The organism is Actinoplanes sp. NBRC 101535 (assembly GCF_030269225.1).
Classification (GTDB): domain Bacteria; phylum Actinomycetota; class Actinomycetes; order Mycobacteriales; family Micromonosporaceae; genus Actinoplanes; species Actinoplanes rectilineatus.
In genome coordinates, this window is sequence record NZ_BSSY01000003.1 from 532,625 (window position 1) to 549,716 (window position 17,092).

Sequence of the window (17,092 nt, forward strand, 5' to 3'; positions counted from 1 at the left end):
AGCGTGTGCACCCGTGTACATCGCCGCCATCCCCAGTCCCACCACTTCGGTGTGGCACATAGGCCCGTTCCCGCTGAGGGCGTACGCGCTCTGCATCATCGCCGGCATGGTGCTCGCGGTGCTGATCACCGAGCGCCGCCTCCGCGCCCGGGGCGTGGCGCCGTGGTCGTCGCTGGACGTGGTGGTGTGGGCGGTCCCGTTCGGCATCGTCGGCGCCCGGATCTACCACCTGATCACCTCCCCGCAGGACTACTTCGGAGCCGGCGGTGAGCCGATCCGCGCCTTCTACATCTGGGAGGGCGGCCTGGGCATCTGGGGCGCGGTGGCCGGTGGCGCGGTCGGCGCCTGGATCGGCTGCCGCCAGATCGGCCTCAAGCTGAGCGTCTTCGCCGACGCGCTCGCCCCCGGCCTGCCGGTGGCGCAGGCGGTCGGCCGGCTGGGCAACTGGTTCAACAACGAGCTTTACGGCAAGGTCACCACCCTGCCGTGGGGACTCGAAGTGCACGAGATGGACTCGGCGAACCCCGGCCACGCCACCGTCATCGACGGTGAACCGGTGACCAAGCCGGACCTCTACCACCCGACCTTCCTCTACGAGCTGGTCTGGAACCTCGGGGTGGCCGGCCTGGTCTACGCCCTGGACCGCAAGTTCAAGTTCGGCAAGGGCCGGGCGTTCGCGCTGTACGTGATGGCGTACACCGCCGGCCGCCTGTGGATCGAGATGCTGCGCGTCGACGAGGCCAACACGTTCTTCGGGATCCGCCTCAACGTGTTCACCTCGATCATCATCTTCCTGGGTGCCGCGATCTACTTCTTCATGGTCCGCGGCCCGCGGGAGTTCGTCGTCCCGGTCGACGCCCCGACGACGGTGGCGGAGAAGGACGACGTCTCCGCGGTGGACGTGTCCGCCGAGTCCGGTGGCACCCCGAAGCCGCCGACGGCGTACCAGGTGGTCAGCGAGGAACAGTTCCTGGCGTACCAGAAGACCGGCATCCTGTCGGCCGACGCAGGCGCAGGCGCAGACGCGGACGCCGGCGCGGGCGCAGGCGCAGGTGAGGAGCCCGCGACGAAGGCCGAGCCCGCACCGGTGAGTGTGTCCGAGCCGGAGCCGGAGCCGGAGCCGGAGCCGGCCAAGGCCGAGTCCCGCCCCGCCGACGAGAACTGACGTCCCGTGCGCACGGCCGTGGTGGTGGGCGCCGGGATGGCCGGCCTGGCCGCCGCGGGTGCGCTGTCCCGTTCCGGCTGGCGGGTCACCGTCCTGGAACGGGCGGAACGGGTGGCCGCGCCACCCACCGCTCTCGTCCTCTGGCCCAACGGCCGTCGCGCGCTGGACGCCCTCGACCCGGACGGCGGCTGGTCGGGGATAGCGTCCGCACTGCCCGACGGCGGGGTGCGGCGCCCCGACGGCCAGTGGCTGATCGCCCCGCGTTCCCGGGCCGGCGCCGGCCCGGGTCCCGCCGCGGTGCACTGTGAGGACCTTTACGACGCCCTGGTCGCGGGTCTCGGCGAGCACACCGAGATCCGCACCGGCTTCGAGATCACCACGATCCGCTGCGACGCCGGCAGTCGTCCCGCCGTCAGCGACGGCCGTTCCACGATCGAGGCGGACCTGCTGGTCGGCGCGGACGGCATCGACAGCCGGGTCCGCACCACGGTGGCGCCCGAGTCGGTGGCGCTCGGTTCCGGGTTCGCCGCCTGGCAGGCGGTCATCCCCGGTTTCCGGGTGCCGACCCTGCACGGTGATCTGGGCGGCGAGACCCTCGGCGCCGGTTACCGTTTCGTCGCGGTCCCTCTCGGCGAGCGCGCGGCGGGCCGGGGCGGCATCTACTGGGTGGCCACCGCGGCCGGCGCCCCTCGCCCGGAACCCGCCGCCACCCAGCTTGCGCTGCTTAAACGCTGGTTCGCCGGCTGGCACGACCCGATCGGCGAGCTTCTCGACGCGACCCGCCCGGAGGACCTGGTCCCGCAGGGGGTCCGCGAGTTGCGCCCGCTGCCCCGCGCCTACGGTTTCGGCTGCGGTCCCGGTGGCGTGGTCCTGCTCGGCGACGCCGCCCACGCCATGCCCCACCACCTGGGCCAGGGCGCCTGCCTGGCCTTCGAGGACGCCGCCACGCTGCGGGCCCTGATGGCCGACGCGGCGCCCGGTCCCGATCTGGTCGCCGCGGTGGACGCCTACAGCCGCCTGCGCCGCCCGCGGACCACGACGGTCGTCCGTCAGACCCGCCGGATGTCCGCGGTGGTCCAGGCCCGGGGTCGTCTCGCGCTGCGTGCCCGCGACGCCGCCCTGAGTCACATGCGCCCGCGTTTCCTGGGCCGTCCACTGGATCCGGTGCTGGACTGGTCCCCGCCGGACTGAGCCGAACGGAGACGGCTCGAGGCGGACCAGGGCCTGGGCGTCTCTCTCACGCTTCCTTCGGGGGTACGCCCACACCTCCCCCCACCGCCACTACCCGTCCCGTGGTGGCCCCAGGTCGTTCGTTCGCCCCCGGTTGCTGCGCCCAGGCTCGCCGTCCGGCCCGTTCAGGGCGGTCGGCGGCCGGGATTTGGGAACGTGATCCACACTTCATGCGGGAGATCTCACATCGACGGAGATGACCGGGGATCCGTGTTCGCTGTGGCCCGCGCCATGCGACCGGTCAACTGGGTAAGGACCGGCAACCCGATCCGATCCTTACCGGGTCCCAAGATCTGGGAAGTGTGAGGGATTCGGTCAGAGCGGAACGGCGGCCGGCTCGCCGATGCAGGCGGTGCCCACCCGGCGGAAGCCGACCTTCGTGTAGAGCCGGGCCGTGTCGTCGTCGCCCGCGGCCAGGAAGATCAGGCCGGCGCCGGACCGGAGGAGGTGACCGGCCAGCGTGGCGGTCAGCTGCGAGGCGTACCCCTGATTGCGGGCGGACGGCAGTGTCGCCACCCCGGCGACCTCGGCGGTGTCGCCGTGCCGCTGGCCGGTGGCGACGGCGAGGATGCCGTCGGTGGGGGACTCGGCGACCAGGGTCGTGTAGTCACCGGTGGCGAACATCGCGCGGGCGTGGTCGACGGACTCGGTGCTCAACGGTTCCACAGCGTCGCGTTCCGCGGGGCCGGACGGGTCGATGGCCAGGGGTTTCTCCCCCGGAGTGGTCAGCGCGGTGAGCATCGTCAGCGGGGTCAGGGGCGAACGGTGCGGTGGGGTGGCGAAGGCCAGCCGGGCGACGGCCCGGGCGGCGCGCAGGTCCTCGGCGAAGTCGTCCGCCGTGGGGTCCAGGTAGCGCAGTGTGGCGCCGGGGACGGGCAGGTCGGGGACGAGCGCGGCGGCGTCCAGGCTCAGCAGCGGCGCGAGGAGCACCTCCAGCCCGGCGGACCGGGCGACCGCCAACAGGTCGGGGGTGGTCTCGTGGACCCACTCGAAGGACTCGGGCAGGCCGAGTTCACGCTGCCGGCGACGGGTCTCCAGGATGTCCGCTGCCGAAGGGGTGTGCGAACCGCGTGCGGGGCGGGCATAGTAGGGCCAGCCCTCTCCCTCGCGGATGAAGAGAATCAGTGAGCCGATCTCCTCGACGCGTGCCCAGGGTCGGGGCAAAGCGTCGTAGAACTGCTCGAGCCGGTCGAAGAGGTCCGAATCCACTCGCGCCATCGCGCGAGACTACCGGTCTCCGCACCCGCTGTGCTATTCAGTTCGTCCGCACCTCGCGGTGCGCGTGTGACCAATCCGCATCTGGCGGAGATCAGAGTCTCTTACCGTAGACTCGAGAGACTTTGCAGGGCCGACGTCGTCCCGACCTCAGAACGAAACACCAGTGACGACAGGAGGCCCGGTGGCATATCCGCACCCCCAGGGGCTTTACGACCCGGCTTTCGAACGCGATGCGTGTGGCGTCGCCTTCGTGGCCGACATCCACGGTCGTCGTTCCCACGACGTGGTCGCCAAGGGTCTGTCGGCGCTGATCCGGCTGGACCACCGGGGCGCGCGGGGCGCCGAGCAGAACACCGGTGACGGCGCCGGCATCATGATCCAGATCCCGGACGAGTTCTACCGCGCGGTCGTGGACTTCGAGCTCCCGGCCGCCGGCAGCTACGTCGCCGGGCTGGTCTTCCTGCCCACGGACCCCGACGACGCGGCCCGCGCGGTCAAGATCTTCGAGAAGTACGTGCTGGTCGAGGGTGCCGAGGTGCTCGGCTGGCGGGATGTCCCGGTCGCCCCGCAGGACCTGGGCGCGACCGCCGAGGACGCCCGTCCCGCGATCCGTCAGGTGTTCCTGGCCGCGGACCGTCTGGTCGGCTCGAAATCCGGCCCGTCCGGTGAGCCGCTGTCCGGCATCGATCTGGACCGGGTCGCCTTCTGCATCCGCAAGCAGGCGGAGCGGGAGACCTCGCAGCGGGGCATCGCGGCGTACTTCCCGTCGCTGTCCTCGCGCACCATCACCTACAAGGGCATGCTCACGCCGGAGCAGCTCCCGGCGTTCTTCCCGGACCTGACCGACGAGCGGGTCGCCAGCGCGATCGCCCTGGTGCACTCCCGGTTCTCCACGAACACGTTCCCGTCGTGGCCGCTGTCGCACCCGTTCCGGCTGATCGCGCACAACGGCGAGATCAACACGATCCGGGGCAACAAGAACTGGATGGCCGCCCGCGAGGCGATGCTCTCCTCGCCGAACATCCCCGGCAACATCAAGCGGCTCTTCCCGATCAACTCGGCGGAGGCGTCCGACTCGGCGAGCTTCGACGAGGTCCTCGAGCTGCTGCACCTGGCCGGCCGCAGCCTGCCGCACGCGGTGCTGATGATGATCCCGGAGGCCTGGGAGAACGACCCCGGCATGGAGTCGCAGCGCCGCGCCTTCTACCGGTTCCACGCCAGCATGATGGAGCCGTGGGACGGCCCCGCCTCGGTGGCGTTCACCGACGGCACCATCATCGGCGCGGTGCTGGACCGCAACGGCCTGCGCCCCGGACGCTGGTGGCACACCACCGACGGCCTGGTCGTGCTCGGTTCCGAGGCCGGCGTGGTCGACGTCGAGCCGGCCGACGTGGTGGCCAAGGGCCGCCTGCAGCCGGGCAAGATGTTCCTGGTCGACACCGACGCCGGGCGCATCGTGCACGACGACGAGATCAAGGCCGAGCTGGCCGCCGCCGAGCCGTACGCGGACTGGCTGCACGCCGGCCTGATCGAGATGGACGACCTGCCCCCGCGCGAGCACCAGGTCTACACCCACGACTCGGTGACCCGTCGTCAGCAGGTATTCGGCTACTCCGAGGAGGAGCTGAAGATTCTGGTGGCCCCGATGGCCCGGACCGGCGCGGAGCCGCTCGGCTCGATGGGCACCGACACGCCGATCTCGCCGCTGTCGACCCGCCCGCGGCTGCTGTTCGACTACTTCCACCAGCTGTTCGCCCAGGTCACCAACCCGCCGCTGGACGCGATCCGGGAGGAGCTGGTCACCAGCCTCTCGGCGACGATCGGCCCGGAGGGCAACCTGCTCGACCCGGGACCGGCGAGCTGCCGGCAGATCGTCCTGCCGTACCCGGTGATCGACAACGACGAGCTGGCCAAGCTGCTCTCCATCGACGAGGACGGCGACCTGCCCGGGTTCAAGGCGGTCCGGGTCTCCGGGCTGTACCCGTTGCGGGACGGCGCGGCCGGCATCAAGGCCCGCCTCACCCAGATCTGCCGGCACGTGTCCGAGGCGATCGAGGACGGGGTCCGCATCCTGGTCCTCTCCGACCGCGACTCCAACGCGGACCTGGCGCCGATCCCGTCGCTGCTGCTCACCGCCGCGGTGCACCAGCACCTGGTCCGGGAGCAGACACGCACCCAGGTCGCGCTGGTCGTCGAGTCCGGCGACTGCCGCGAGGTGCACCACGCCGCCACGCTGATCGGTTTCGGGGCGGCGGCGGTCAACCCGTACCTCGCCTTCGAGAGCGTCGACGACCTGATCGCCACCGGCACCCTGGTCGGCATCGAGCGGCACAAGGCGGTCCGCAACTACGTCAAGGCGCTCGGCAAGGGCGTCCTGAAGATCATGTCGAAGATGGGCATCTCCACGGTGTCCTCGTACTGCGGTGCCCAGGTGTTCGAGGCCGTCGGCCTGGACAACAAGCTGCTGCAGCGCTACTTCGCGGGCACCTCCGGCCGGATCGGCGGCGTCGGCCTGGCCGGCATCCACGCCGAGGTCAAGGCACGTCACGACAAGGCGTACCCGGCGAACCGGGCCGAGCGCACGCACCGCCGTCTCGAGGTCGGCGGGGAGTACCAGTGGCGTCGCGAGGGTGAGATCCACCTGTTCAACCCGGAGACCGTGTTCCTGCTGCAGCACGCCACCCGGTCGAAGCAGTACGACGTCTTCAAGCGCTACACCGAGAAGGTCGACCAGCTGTCCGCGGACGCCGGCCACCTGCGCGGACTGTTCCGGTTCACCCCGGACCGGCCGTCGATCGACATCAGCGAGGTCGAGTCGGCCGCCGACATCGTCAAGCGGTTCTCCACCGGCGCGATGAGCTACGGCTCGATCTCCGCCGAGTCGCACGAGACCCTCGCGATCGCGATGAACCGGCTGGGCGCCAAGTCCAACACCGGTGAGGGCGGCGAGGACGTCGAGCGGCTGTACGACCCGGAGCGCCGCTCCTCGATCAAGCAGATCGCGTCCGGCCGTTTCGGCGTGACCAGCGAATACCTGGTCAACGCGGACGACCTGCAGATCAAGATGGCGCAGGGCGCGAAGCCCGGTGAGGGCGGCCAGCTGCCCGGCAACAAGGTGTGGCCGTGGGTCGCGAAGACCCGGCACGCCACCCCGGGCGTCGGCCTCATCTCGCCGCCGCCGCACCACGACATCTACTCGATCGAGGACCTGGCCCAGCTGGTCCACGACCTCAAGTCGGTCAACCCGATGTCGCGGGTGCACGTCAAGCTGGTCTCCGAGATCGGTGTCGGCACGGTCGCGGCGGGCGTGGCCAAACTCAAGGCCGACGTCATCCTGATCTCCGGCCACGACGGCGGCACCGGCGCCTCCCCGCTGAACTCGCTCAAGCACGCCGGCACCCCGTGGGAGCTGGGCCTGGCCGAGGCGCAGCAGACCCTGCTGCTCAACAAGCTGCGAGACCGGGTCACCGTGCAGGTCGACGGGCAGCTCAAGACCGGCCGGGACGTGGTGATCGCGGCGCTGCTCGGCGCCGAGGAGTTCGGGTTCGCCACCGCTCCGCTGATCGTCTCCGGCTGCATCATGATGCGCGTCTGTCACCTGGACACCTGTCCGGTCGGCATCGCCACCCAGAACCCGGTGCTGCGGGAGCGTTTCACCGGCAAGCCGGAGTTCGTGGAGAACTTCTTCCTCTTCCTCGCCGAGGAGGTCCGTGAGCTGCTCGCCGAGCTGGGCTTCCGCACCATCGACGAGGCGATCGGCCACGCCGAGGTCCTCGACGTGGCGGCCGCGGTCGACCACTGGAAGGCCAAGGGTCTCGACCTGGCGCCGGTGCTCTACGTGCCGGAGCTGCCCGAGGGCGCGTCCCGCCGCGGCGTCGTCGCCCAGGACCACGGCCTCGAGGCGTCCCTGGACAACGAGCTGATCGCGCTGGCCCAGCCGGCACTCACCGACGGTGAGCCGGTCCGTGCCGAGCTGCCCACCCGCAACGACCAGCGCAGTGTCGGCGCGATGCTGGGTGGCGAGGTCAGCCGCCGGTTCGGTGGCAACGGCCTGCCCGACGACACCATCGCGTTCACCCTGCGGGGCACCGGCGGCCAGTCGTTCGGCGCGTTCCTGCCGCGCGGTGTGACGCTGCGCCTGATCGGTGACACCAACGATTACGTGGCCAAGGGTCTCTCCGGCGGCCGGGTGATCGTCCGCCCGGCCGAGGACGCGCCGTTCGTCGCCGAGGACAACATCATCGCGGGCAACACGATCCTCTACGGCGCGACCGGCGGCGAGGTGTTCCTCCGGGGACGCGTCGGTGAGCGGTTCGCGGTCCGTAACTCCGGTGGTGTGGCGGTCGTCGAGGGCGTGGGCGACCACGGCTGCGAGTACATGACCGGTGGTGTCGTGGTGGTGCTCGGCCCGACCGGCCGCAACTTCGCGGCCGGCATGAGTGGCGGCAAGGCGTTCCTGCTCGACCTGGACCAGCGCCTGGTCAACCCGGAACTGGTCGACCTGACGCCGCTCACCGAGGACGAGAGCGACCTGGTGCGTACCCAGGTGGAGAAGCACCACGCGGAGACCGATTCGGCGGTCGCCGGCCGTCTCCTCAAGGACTGGGCCACCTCGGCGGAACGCCTCACCGCCGTGGTGCCGCGCGACTACAAGCGCGTGATGGAACTGATCAGGACCGCCGAAGCCGCCGGTCGCAATGTGGACGAGGCGGTCATGGGGGTCACCAGTGCCTGATCCGAACGGTTTCCTTCGTTACCAGCGACAGCTGCCGAAGCGGCGGCCCGTCCCGGTGCGGATCATGGACTGGCGTGAGGTCTACCCGCCCGCGGGCGAGGAACTGATCCGCGACCAGGCCACCCGCTGCATGGACTGCGGCATCCCGTTCTGTCACGAGGGCTGTCCGCTGGGCAACCGCATCCCGGACTGGAACGACCTGGTGCGGACCGGGGCGTGGGCGGCGGCCTCCGAGTCGCTGCACGCGACCAACAACTTCCCGGAGTTCACCGGGCGGCTCTGCCCGGCGCCGTGTGAGGCGGCCTGTGTGCTCGGCATCGGCGACGACCCGGTGACGATCAAGCAGGTCGAGGTGGAGATCGCCGGGCACGCCTTCCGGGCGGGCCTGGTGCCGCAGCCGGCGCCGATCGCGTCCGGCAAGTCGGTCGCCGTGGTCGGTTCCGGCCCGGCCGGTCTGGCGGCGGCCCAGCAGCTGGCGCGGGCCGGCCATGCGGTCACCGTCTACGAGCGCGACGACCGCATCGGAGGCCTTCTCCGGTACGGGATCCCCGACTTCAAGATCGAGAAGGACGTCATCGACGCCCGCCTCGAGCAGATGGCCGCCGAGGGTGTCGTCTTCCAGCCGGGCGTCGAGGTCGGCGTCGACATCACCGCCGACGACCTGCGGGAACGGTTCGACGCGGTGCTGCTGGCCGCCGGTGCGCTGCAGGGCCGGGACACCCCGGAGACCCCGGGCCGGGAGCTCGACGGCGTCCACCTGGCGATGGAGCACCTGGTGCCGGCCAACCGGGTCGTCGCCGGTCTGCAGGACGGCACGCCGATCGACGCCGCCGGCAAGCACGTGATCATCATCGGTGGTGGTGACACCGGCGCCGACTGCCTCGGTGTGGCCCACCGCCAGGGCGCTGCCTCGATCACCCAGCTCGACCAGTACCCGGTTCCGCCGGAGGAACGCGCCGGGATCAACGACCCGTGGCCGACCTGGCCGATGATCCTGCGCAACTACGCGGCCCACGAGGAGGGCGGCGACCGGATCTTCGGGGTCGCCGTGCAGGAGTTCATCGGCGAGAACGGCAAGCTCACCGCGATCCGGCTCGCCGACGTCGCGGTCCAGCGCGTCGACGGGGTACGGACCGTCACCGTCGTCCCCGGCTCCGAGCGGGAACTGCGCGCCGACCTGGTCCTGCTGGCCATCGGCTTCGCCGGCACCGAGGAACAGCCGCTGCTCGACCAGTTCGGGATCGCCCGCAACCGGCGGGGCGCCCTGGATGCCGGCGCCGACTGGCAGACCGCGCCGGGCGTGTTCGTCGCGGGCGACATGCACCGTGGGGCCTCGCTGATCGTCTGGGCGATCGCCGAGGGCCGGGCCGCCGCGGCCGCGATCCACGACTACCTGGGGGCTGCGGGCGACCTGCCGGCTCCGGTCCGCGCCGACCAGCAGCCGTTGTCGGTCTGATACCACGATCGCGCCGATGCCCGTCACCCGTCGAGGGTGGCGGGCATCGTTGGTTACGGACAGTGCCGAAAGTCCCGGCATACCGCGTGACGGACGTTACGCAGGGTACGACGAGGGCCGGAGGCCTTCTCGGACCCGGCGAAGATCGACGGCCGCCGCGCCCCGCTCGCACCTCTTGCCTGGTGGTGCAGGGGCAGCTCGTACCGTGAATGGGGTTGCGGCATGTGCCGCCGACGGCCGGAAGCGGACCGATAAGCTGGGGCGGCGGTCGCTGAAGCCCGCTGGACGACGCAGCGCAACCCCTCCTTCATGCGGGTTCCTCGCCGTCGACACCCGCATTTCATGCCGAAGACGGGGGTCGGCCGCCGAGCCGCCCCAGGACAAGGACTAGCCTGATGGCCGTGACACGCCGCGTAAAGATCGTCTGCACGATGGGACCCGCGACCGCCCAGCCGGAGCGCATGCTCGGCCTGGTCGAGGCGGGCATGGACGTGGCCCGGATGAACTTCAGCCACGACAGCCGGGAAAACCACAAGAAGATCTACGAGATGGTGCGCACCGCCGCCGACCAGGCCGGCCGTGCCGTCGCCGTTCTCGCCGACCTTCAGGGCCCGAAGATCCGTCTGGGCAAGTTCGCCGACGGCCCCCACCGCTGGGAGACCGGTGACCGGGTCACCATCACCAGCGACGAGATCCTCGGCACCCGGGAGCGCGTCTCCTGCACCTACAAGAAGCTGCCGCACGAGGTTAAGGTCGGTGACCGCCTCCTGATCGACGACGGCAAGGTCGCGATCGAGGTCGCCGACGTCGAGGGCGAGGACATCCACTGCCTCGTCATCGAGGGTGGCCCGGTCAGCAACAACAAGGGCGTCTCGCTGCCCAACGTCGCGGTCAGCGTCCCGGCCCTGAGCGACAAGGACGAGGAGGACCTGCGCTTCGCCCTCGGCCTCGGTGTCGACCTGGTCGCGCTCTCCTTCGTCCGCGCGCCGGAGGACATCAACCTCGTCCACAAGATCATGGACGAGGAGGGACGTCGCGTCCCGGTGATCGCCAAGGTGGAGAAGCCGGAGGCCGTCGAGCACCTCGAGGCCATCGTCCTCGCCTTCGACGGTGTCATGGTCGCCCGCGGTGACCTCGGCGTCGAGATGCCCCTCGACCAGGTTCCACTGGTGCAGAAGCGCGCCGTGCAGCTCTGCCGGGAGAACGCGAAGCCGGTCATCGTCGCGACCCAGATGCTCGACTCCATGATCGAGAACTCGCGGCCCACCCGCGCCGAGGCGTCCGACGTCGCCAACGCCGTCCTCGACGGCACCGACGCGGTCATGCTCTCCGGCGAGACCTCGGTCGGCAAGTACCCGGTTCTCACGGTCAGCACGATGGCCAAGATCGTCACGACCACCGAGTCCGGTGGCCTGATCATCCCGCGCCTGCAGCACGACCCGCGCACCCACGGTGGCGCGCTCACCGTCGCCGCCGCGCAGATCGCCCGCAACATCGGCGCCAAGGCCCTGGTCGCCTTCTCGCAGACCGGCGACACCGTGCGCCGTCTCGCCCGGCTGCACTGCGACCTGCCGCTCTACGCGTTCACCCCGGTCGCCGAGGTGCGCAACACCCTCGCCCTGAGCTGGGGCGTCGACACGTTCCTGACCGACTTCGTCGAGCACACCGACGACATGTTCCGTCAGGTGGACGCCAAGATGCTCGGCCTCGGCCTGGCCAAGCCCGGCGACTACGTCGTCGTCGTGGCCGGCTCCCCGCCGAACGCCCCCGGTTCCACCAACACCCTGCGCGTCCACCAGCTCGGTTCGCTCGTCGACCCGGCCACGGTGTGACCTTGCCACTGCAAGGGCAGGCCGCCGTCGACCAGCTCCTGGATCTCCTGGATCTGGAGCAGGTCGACGCGGCCTCCTTCCGGGGTGAGAGCCCGCAGACCGGAGCCCAGCGTGTGTTCGGCGGTCAGGTCGCCGGACAGGCGCTGGTCGCCGCGGGCCGCACCGTCGAGCCGGACCGGCAGGTGCACTCGCTGCACGGCTACTTCGTCCGCCCCGGCGACCCGACCGAACCGATCACGTTCACCGTGGAGACCATCCGCGACGGACGATCGTTCTCGGTCCGGCGCAGCACCGCGCAGCAGCACGGCAAGACCATCTTCTTCATGTCGGCGTCGTTCCAGACGCCGGAGACCGGTCTCGACCACTTCAGCCCGGCACCGACCGACGTGCCCGCCCCCGAAGACGTCCCGACGATGCTCGACTGGGTCTCCCGATATCCCGATCGGCGCAGCCTGTTCAAGGCGTCCCCGCAGGCCGTCGACGTCCGCTACGTGGGCGTGCCCGGCTGGGTGCCGCCCGGCGACCGCGACGCGCAGGCACAGCAGCGCGTCTGGATGCGGATCAACGGCAAGCTCCCGGACGACCCGCTGATCCACGCGTGTGCGCTCGTCTACGCCTCGGACATGTCGCTGCTCGATGCGGTGCTGTCCACCCACGGCGAGGTCTGGGGGCCCGGGGGTGTGATCGGGGCCAGCCTCGACCACGCGGTCTGGATGCACCGGCCGTTCCGGGCCGACGAGTGGTTCCTCTACGACAGCGAGAGCCCGTCGGCGAGCGGGGCCCGCGGCCTGGCGAACGGGCGGATGTTCACCCGCGACGGCCGGCACATCGCCAGCGCGGTGCAGGAGGGGCTGCTGCGGCGCGTCGGTGGCTGAGGCCCCGGGCGGTCGTCAGACCCACGGTGCCGGCGTGAGCGTCGCATCCTGGTCGGACGACAGCAGCACCTGCGAGTGGAACGGCACCTCGGCGCCGCGTACCGCCGGTTCCATGACGGGCACTCCGGACGGGCTGCCCGGCTTGGCGCGGTGACGGCCGGTCGCCTCGAAATCGGCCAGGCCCGCGGCGTACCCGGCGAGGCCCTCCGTGCGCTCCTCGGGCTCCGGCGTGTTCTCCCGCAGCCGCAGCGCGGCCACCAGATCCGCCACCGCGCGCAGCACGCCCATCGCGCCCAGCACCATGACCAGCATCTCCGGTGTTCGGCCGAACGCGCTCGAGGAGAAGAATCCCAGCCCGGTCTGCAGCACGCCCAGGGTCAGCAGCAGCGCGTCCCGGGTCACCACGCCCACCGCGACGTCGGCCGAGCCGCGGACCAGCAGGTACCACCCGACGAGTGACGCCGGCGTGGTGAGCGACGAGTCCGGGCTGGCCAGCAGCAGCAACCCGGTCACCGCGAACAGGATGCCCAGGCCCGCGTTCAGCCACCAGGTGCGCGTCCCGGCGAGCGCCCGCATCATCTCGCAGACCGCGCCGAACAGCACGACCGGTCCGGCGACGAGACCGATTCCCATCGGTTCCAGCCGGAGCATCGCCCAGGCGACGGCCAGCCACGCAGCCGAGGCGAACATGAGGAATCCCCACATGCTTCCGCGCGCGAGGGCCCGGGGCGACGAAGCGGACATCATGAGGCAATGACACCATCTTGCGAGGCCAGGTGTCTGCAAGATCACCACTTCGGTCCCGCGATCCGGTCCGAACGGGCGACGGTCCGGCGCCGGATCCCTGGGAAGGTGGTGGTGCGGGGGAGGATGCCGGCCGATTCTTTTACCCGGCCGTAACGTGCACGCGCGCATTCGACGTCGTCGGCGGTGCTGTGATTTCCATGTGCATTTCCGGGCGGAACGGCATCGGGATGTCGGCCGGTACCGTTCCGTTCCCACGTCATCCCGCAGAATCAAATGCGGCCAATGCGCGCGTACGCGGAATGCGGTGGCCCCGGTTCGCCGCCATGACGAACCTGGTGTCGTGGATCGGCCCGAGATAACGATGAACAGCGGAATCGGTCGGCGCACCGCTGCCGTCGATCGGGGTGCCTCGCACCCTGAGGATTGCTGTGTGTCCCCGGTGGGATTCGAACCCACACTGAATGGATTTTGAGTCCATCGACTCTGCCGGTTGGTCTACGGGGACGACATCACGGGCGCCGGCGCACTTCGGTCACGCCAACCCGAGCAGGGGACAGCCTACCTACTAGGCTTAGGGCGGCGACACCCACATACCGGGGTGTCGCGACATCGACGTTGTGGGGGTAGGGGTTTTCGTGGCCGAGACGCAGGCTGGTGCCGAGCGCAAACGCGTGCTCATCGCCGAGGACGAGGCCCTGATCCGGCTGGACCTCGCCGAGATGCTCGTCGAGGAGGGCTACGACGTGGTCGGTGAGGCCGGTGACGGCGAGACCGCCGTGCGCCTGGCCGAGGACCTCAAGCCGGACCTGGTGATCCTGGACATCAAGATGCCGATCATGGACGGTCTGGCGGCGGCCGAACGGATCGCCGGCGGCCGGATCGCCCCCGTGGTGATCCTGACCGCTTTCAGCCAGCGCGACCTGGTCGAGCGGGCGCGCGCGGCGGGTGCGATGGCCTACCTGGTCAAGCCGTTCCAGAAATCGGATCTGGTCCCGGCGATCGAGATCGCCCTGTCGCGTTACTCGGAGATCGCCGCGCTGGAGTCCGAGGTGGCGGGTCTGACCGACCGCCTGGAGACGCGCAAGTCGGTGGAGCGGGCCAAGGGCGCGCTGATGACGAAGTACGCGATGACCGAACCGCAGGCGTTCAAGTGGATCCAGCGGACGGCGATGGACCATCGGATGACGATGCGCGAGGTCGCCGACCGGATCCTCGCCGAGCAGGAGACCGAGGCCGGCACCACCGAGACCGCCTAGGCCCCCCGATGACCCGGGCGGGCGTGGCGACTGCGGCAGCGCTGCTGCTGGTGATGTCCGCCTGCTCGCCGAGTTCCGTTCCGGAGCCGTCTCCCGTGTCCTTCGACTGGCGGGAGGCGGCTCTGTCGCTTCCGGACGGGGTGGCCGGCGTCCCGGTGGTACGGGACGCGGTGGAGTGCGGCGGTGAGTGGCTCGTGGTGGGTGCGGTCCGTGACAGCGACCGGGGCACCCGTCCGGCGGCGTGGCGGTCCCGTGGTGACGCGTCGGTGTGGGTGCCGGTACGAGTGGACGCGCAGAGTTACTACGGTCGGCAGAACGTGCTGTTCACGGCGGCGTGCCGGGACGGCCGGGTGGCCGTGCTGGGCGCCAAGCCGGGTGGGGCGCACGGCAATCCCCGGGTCAGTTCGTGGACGCTGTCCGGCGACGGGGTGCTGCGGGAGGTGTCGGCGCCGTTCGAGCTGTACGGCGGCCCGAACGCGGTGAACGTGTCGCGGGTGACGTCCGGGCCCGGGGGGTTCCTGCTCGCGGGGAACCGGGCGAGCGGCGCGGCGGTGTGGTCGTCGGCGGACGCGGCGGAGTTCGCGATCGCCGAGGGTGTGCCCGGTCTGGCGTCGGACGCGGCGGGCCTGACGTGGGCGGCGGATGCGGTGGCGGTGGAGGACGGCTGGCTCGTCGTCGGCGGCCTGCTGCCGGCCGGCCGCGTGGACCGGGACGCGGCGGGCTGGTCGTCGCGGGACGGCGGCGTCTGGCAGCGGGCCGGTACGGCCGGGGCGACCCCGGCGTACGAGGAGTTGCAGCGGGTGACCGTGCTCGGCGGCGTGCCGACGGCCCTGGGGATGAGCGGGCCGGCTTTCGGCGTGTGGCGGCTGGAGTCGGGGCAGTGGCGGCCGCTGGCGTCGTTCGGCGCGGTGAGCCCGTCGGCCTGGTCGGGCGTACGGGCGGTGACGGTGGCGGGTTCCCGGATGCTGGCCGCCACCGGTGACGGTACGCAGTTCGGCCTGTGGGTCTCGGACGACGGCGGAGCGCTCTGGCGCCCGGGTTCGTTGCCGCGTCCGGTTCCGGGAAAGGCCGGTAGTGAACTCTCCGTGACGGCCGGGCCCGGCATGATCGTGTTGATTGCCGACGATGGCGAAACCGGGCGTATTTTCATCTCCGTTACAACCTCGTGAAATGTTTTTTCGGGGCGACTGCCTGTTCGTGCAGTACTCGGTAACGGTTTGGTGTGGACGGGCCCAAGTTCTTACCCGTCGATGCCGGGGCCAGTACGCTGCGCCAACACGAGCAGTGCGCAGGTATCGCGGCACGGGCTGTCGGGGGGATGAAGATCTTGTGATCCCTGGTCGGTTTCGATGTACCGCTTCCTGCACCGGGATGAAAGGTCAGAAGCCTTGAGGCGTAATTATGTACGGGCCCTTGGTGCGGTCGGGCTCGCCGCCGCGTTGTTCGCGGCGGCCGGTTGTCAGGACGCTGGTAGCGGTGACGACACCGCCGCCAGCGAGGGCTGTGGCGGCAAGATCGCGATCTTCGGCGCGTTCAGCGGTGACAACGCCGGTCTGGTGCTGCCGTCGCTGAACGGTGCGAAGCTGGCCCTCAAGCAGCACAACGCGGCGAACGCCGACTGCCAGATCACCATGCAGGAGTTCGACACGCAGGGCGACCCCGCCCAGGCGACTCCGATCGCGAACCAGATCGCGGGTGACGCCTCGTTCCTCGGTGTCATCGGTGGCCACTTCTCCGGTGAGTCGGACGCGACGATGCCGGTCTACGAGGCCGCGGGTCTCGTCATGGTCAGCCCGTCGGCGACCCGCACCGACCTGACCTCGAAGGGCAACAAGTCCTTCTTCCGGGTGGTCGGCAACGACGGCACCCAGGCCGGCGCGGTCGCCACCTACCTGAAGTCGCAGAACGCCGCGAAGGTGTTCGTGATCGACGACGGCAGCGCGTACGGCGCGGGTATCACCGCGGACCTGGGGACGAACCTCGGTTCGACGATCGTGGGTACCGACAAGATCCAGGAGAAGCAGTCGCAGTTCGACGCCACCATCTCCAAGATCAAGACGGCCGGCGCCGACTTCGTGTTCTTCGGTGGCTACACCCGTGAGGCCGCTCCGCTGGTCCGCCAGATGCGCGCCGCCGGCGTGCAGGCCAAGTTCGTCGGCCCGGACGCCGTCTACGACCCGGCCTTCCCGGCCGGTGCGTCCGGTGGCGCCGAGGGCGCCATCATCACCTGCCCGTGCCTCCCGCCGGACAAGGCCGGCGGCACCTTCGACGCCGACTACAAGGCGGAGTACGGCCAGGCCGTCGGTTCCTACGGCGCGGAGGGCTTCGACTCCGCGCAGATCCTGATCGACGCGTTCAAGGCCGGCAAGAAGACCCGCGCCGACATCCTCGCGTTCGTCAAGGCGTACGACAAGCAGGGCGTTTCGAAGTACATCAAGTTCGCCGAGAACGGTGACGTCGACCCGAGCAAGGTCGTCATCTGGTCGTACCAGGTGAAGGGCACCGGGTTCGAGCCGCTGCAGGAGCTCAAGCTCAGCTGACGACGAGCGCTGGAATGCGGCCGGGGGCAACGCCCCCG

At 70.5% G+C, this 17,092-nt stretch carries 11 protein-coding genes and 1 tRNA gene; 9 read left to right on the plus strand and 3 right to left on the minus strand.

What is annotated here, in order from left to right; translation table 11 throughout:
• Positions 1 to 13 precede the first annotated feature (13 nt).
• Positions 14 to 1,165 carry a prolipoprotein diacylglyceryl transferase gene (lgt, locus tag QSK32_RS11435; RefSeq protein WP_285471850.1) on the plus strand — a complete coding sequence of 384 codons (1,152 nt, stop codon included), beginning with the start codon at positions 14 to 16 and terminating at the stop codon, positions 1,163 to 1,165.
• Positions 1,166 to 1,171: 6 nt separating this feature from the next.
• Positions 1,172 to 2,356, plus strand: coding sequence for an FAD-dependent oxidoreductase (locus tag QSK32_RS11440; RefSeq protein ID WP_045741307.1), 1,185 nt, complete (start codon positions 1,172 to 1,174; stop codon positions 2,354 to 2,356).
• 354 nt (positions 2,357 to 2,710) lie between these two features.
• Here the strand turns inward: QSK32_RS11440 and QSK32_RS11445 are convergent, their stop codons facing one another.
• Positions 2,711 to 3,613 (minus strand): GNAT family N-acetyltransferase, encoded by a 903-nt coding sequence (locus QSK32_RS11445; protein WP_285471851.1) that lies wholly within the window; start codon positions 3,611 to 3,613, stop codon positions 2,711 to 2,713.
• Between the two features lie 181 nt (positions 3,614 to 3,794).
• Between QSK32_RS11445 and gltB the strand changes: the two genes are divergently transcribed.
• The 4 genes from gltB to QSK32_RS11465 all read left to right on the plus strand — a co-directional run bounded on the left by gltB (position 3,795) and on the right by QSK32_RS11465 (position 12,511).
• Positions 3,795 to 8,348 (plus strand): glutamate synthase large subunit, encoded by a 4,554-nt coding sequence (gene gltB, locus QSK32_RS11450; protein ID WP_502872523.1) that lies wholly within the window; start codon positions 3,795 to 3,797, stop codon positions 8,346 to 8,348.
• Complete coding sequence (locus QSK32_RS11455) at positions 8,341 to 9,804, plus strand: glutamate synthase subunit beta (RefSeq protein WP_045741304.1); 1,464 nt, start codon at positions 8,341 to 8,343, stop codon at positions 9,802 to 9,804. The genes gltB and QSK32_RS11455 overlap by 8 nt, the downstream gene beginning before the upstream one ends.
• A 395-nt stretch (positions 9,805 to 10,199) precedes the next feature.
• Positions 10,200 to 11,636 (plus strand): pyruvate kinase, encoded by a 1,437-nt coding sequence (gene pyk / locus QSK32_RS11460; RefSeq protein WP_045741303.1) that lies wholly within the window; start codon positions 10,200 to 10,202, stop codon positions 11,634 to 11,636.
• The gene (locus QSK32_RS11465) at positions 11,633 to 12,511 is read left to right on the plus strand and encodes an acyl-CoA thioesterase (protein WP_285471853.1); all 879 of its coding nucleotides are present in this window, start codon (positions 11,633 to 11,635) and stop codon (positions 12,509 to 12,511) included. The genes pyk and QSK32_RS11465 overlap by 4 nt, the downstream gene beginning before the upstream one ends.
• Positions 12,512 to 12,526: 15 nt before the next feature.
• Here QSK32_RS11465 and QSK32_RS11470 read toward each other — a convergent pair whose 3' ends face one another.
• Both QSK32_RS11470 and QSK32_RS11475 read right to left on the minus strand, forming a co-directional pair.
• Positions 12,527 to 13,201 carry a DUF308 domain-containing protein gene (locus QSK32_RS11470; protein WP_052720270.1) on the minus strand — a complete coding sequence of 225 codons (675 nt, stop codon included), beginning with the start codon at positions 13,199 to 13,201 and terminating at the stop codon, positions 12,527 to 12,529.
• A 488-nt stretch (positions 13,202 to 13,689) separates the two neighbouring features.
• Positions 13,690 to 13,763: transfer RNA gene (locus QSK32_RS11475), tRNA-Leu, on the minus strand.
• Positions 13,764 to 13,893: 130 nt separating this feature from the next.
• On the opposite strand from QSK32_RS11475, the gene QSK32_RS11480 reads away from it, so the two are divergent.
• From QSK32_RS11480 to QSK32_RS11490, 3 genes are all read left to right on the plus strand, one after another.
• Complete coding sequence (locus QSK32_RS11480) at positions 13,894 to 14,514, plus strand: ANTAR domain-containing response regulator (protein ID WP_045741301.1); 621 nt, start codon at positions 13,894 to 13,896, stop codon at positions 14,512 to 14,514.
• A 23-nt stretch (positions 14,515 to 14,537) separates the two neighbouring features.
• Positions 14,538 to 15,683, plus strand: a complete 1,146-nt coding sequence (locus tag QSK32_RS11485; protein ID WP_285471854.1) for a hypothetical protein — start codon at positions 14,538 to 14,540, stop codon at positions 15,681 to 15,683.
• Positions 15,684 to 15,902: 219 nt separating this feature from the next.
• Positions 15,903 to 17,054 carry a branched-chain amino acid ABC transporter substrate-binding protein gene (locus QSK32_RS11490; RefSeq protein WP_045741299.1) on the plus strand — a complete coding sequence of 384 codons (1,152 nt, stop codon included), beginning with the start codon at positions 15,903 to 15,905 and terminating at the stop codon, positions 17,052 to 17,054.
• The last annotated feature ends 38 nt before the right edge of the window (positions 17,055 to 17,092 follow it).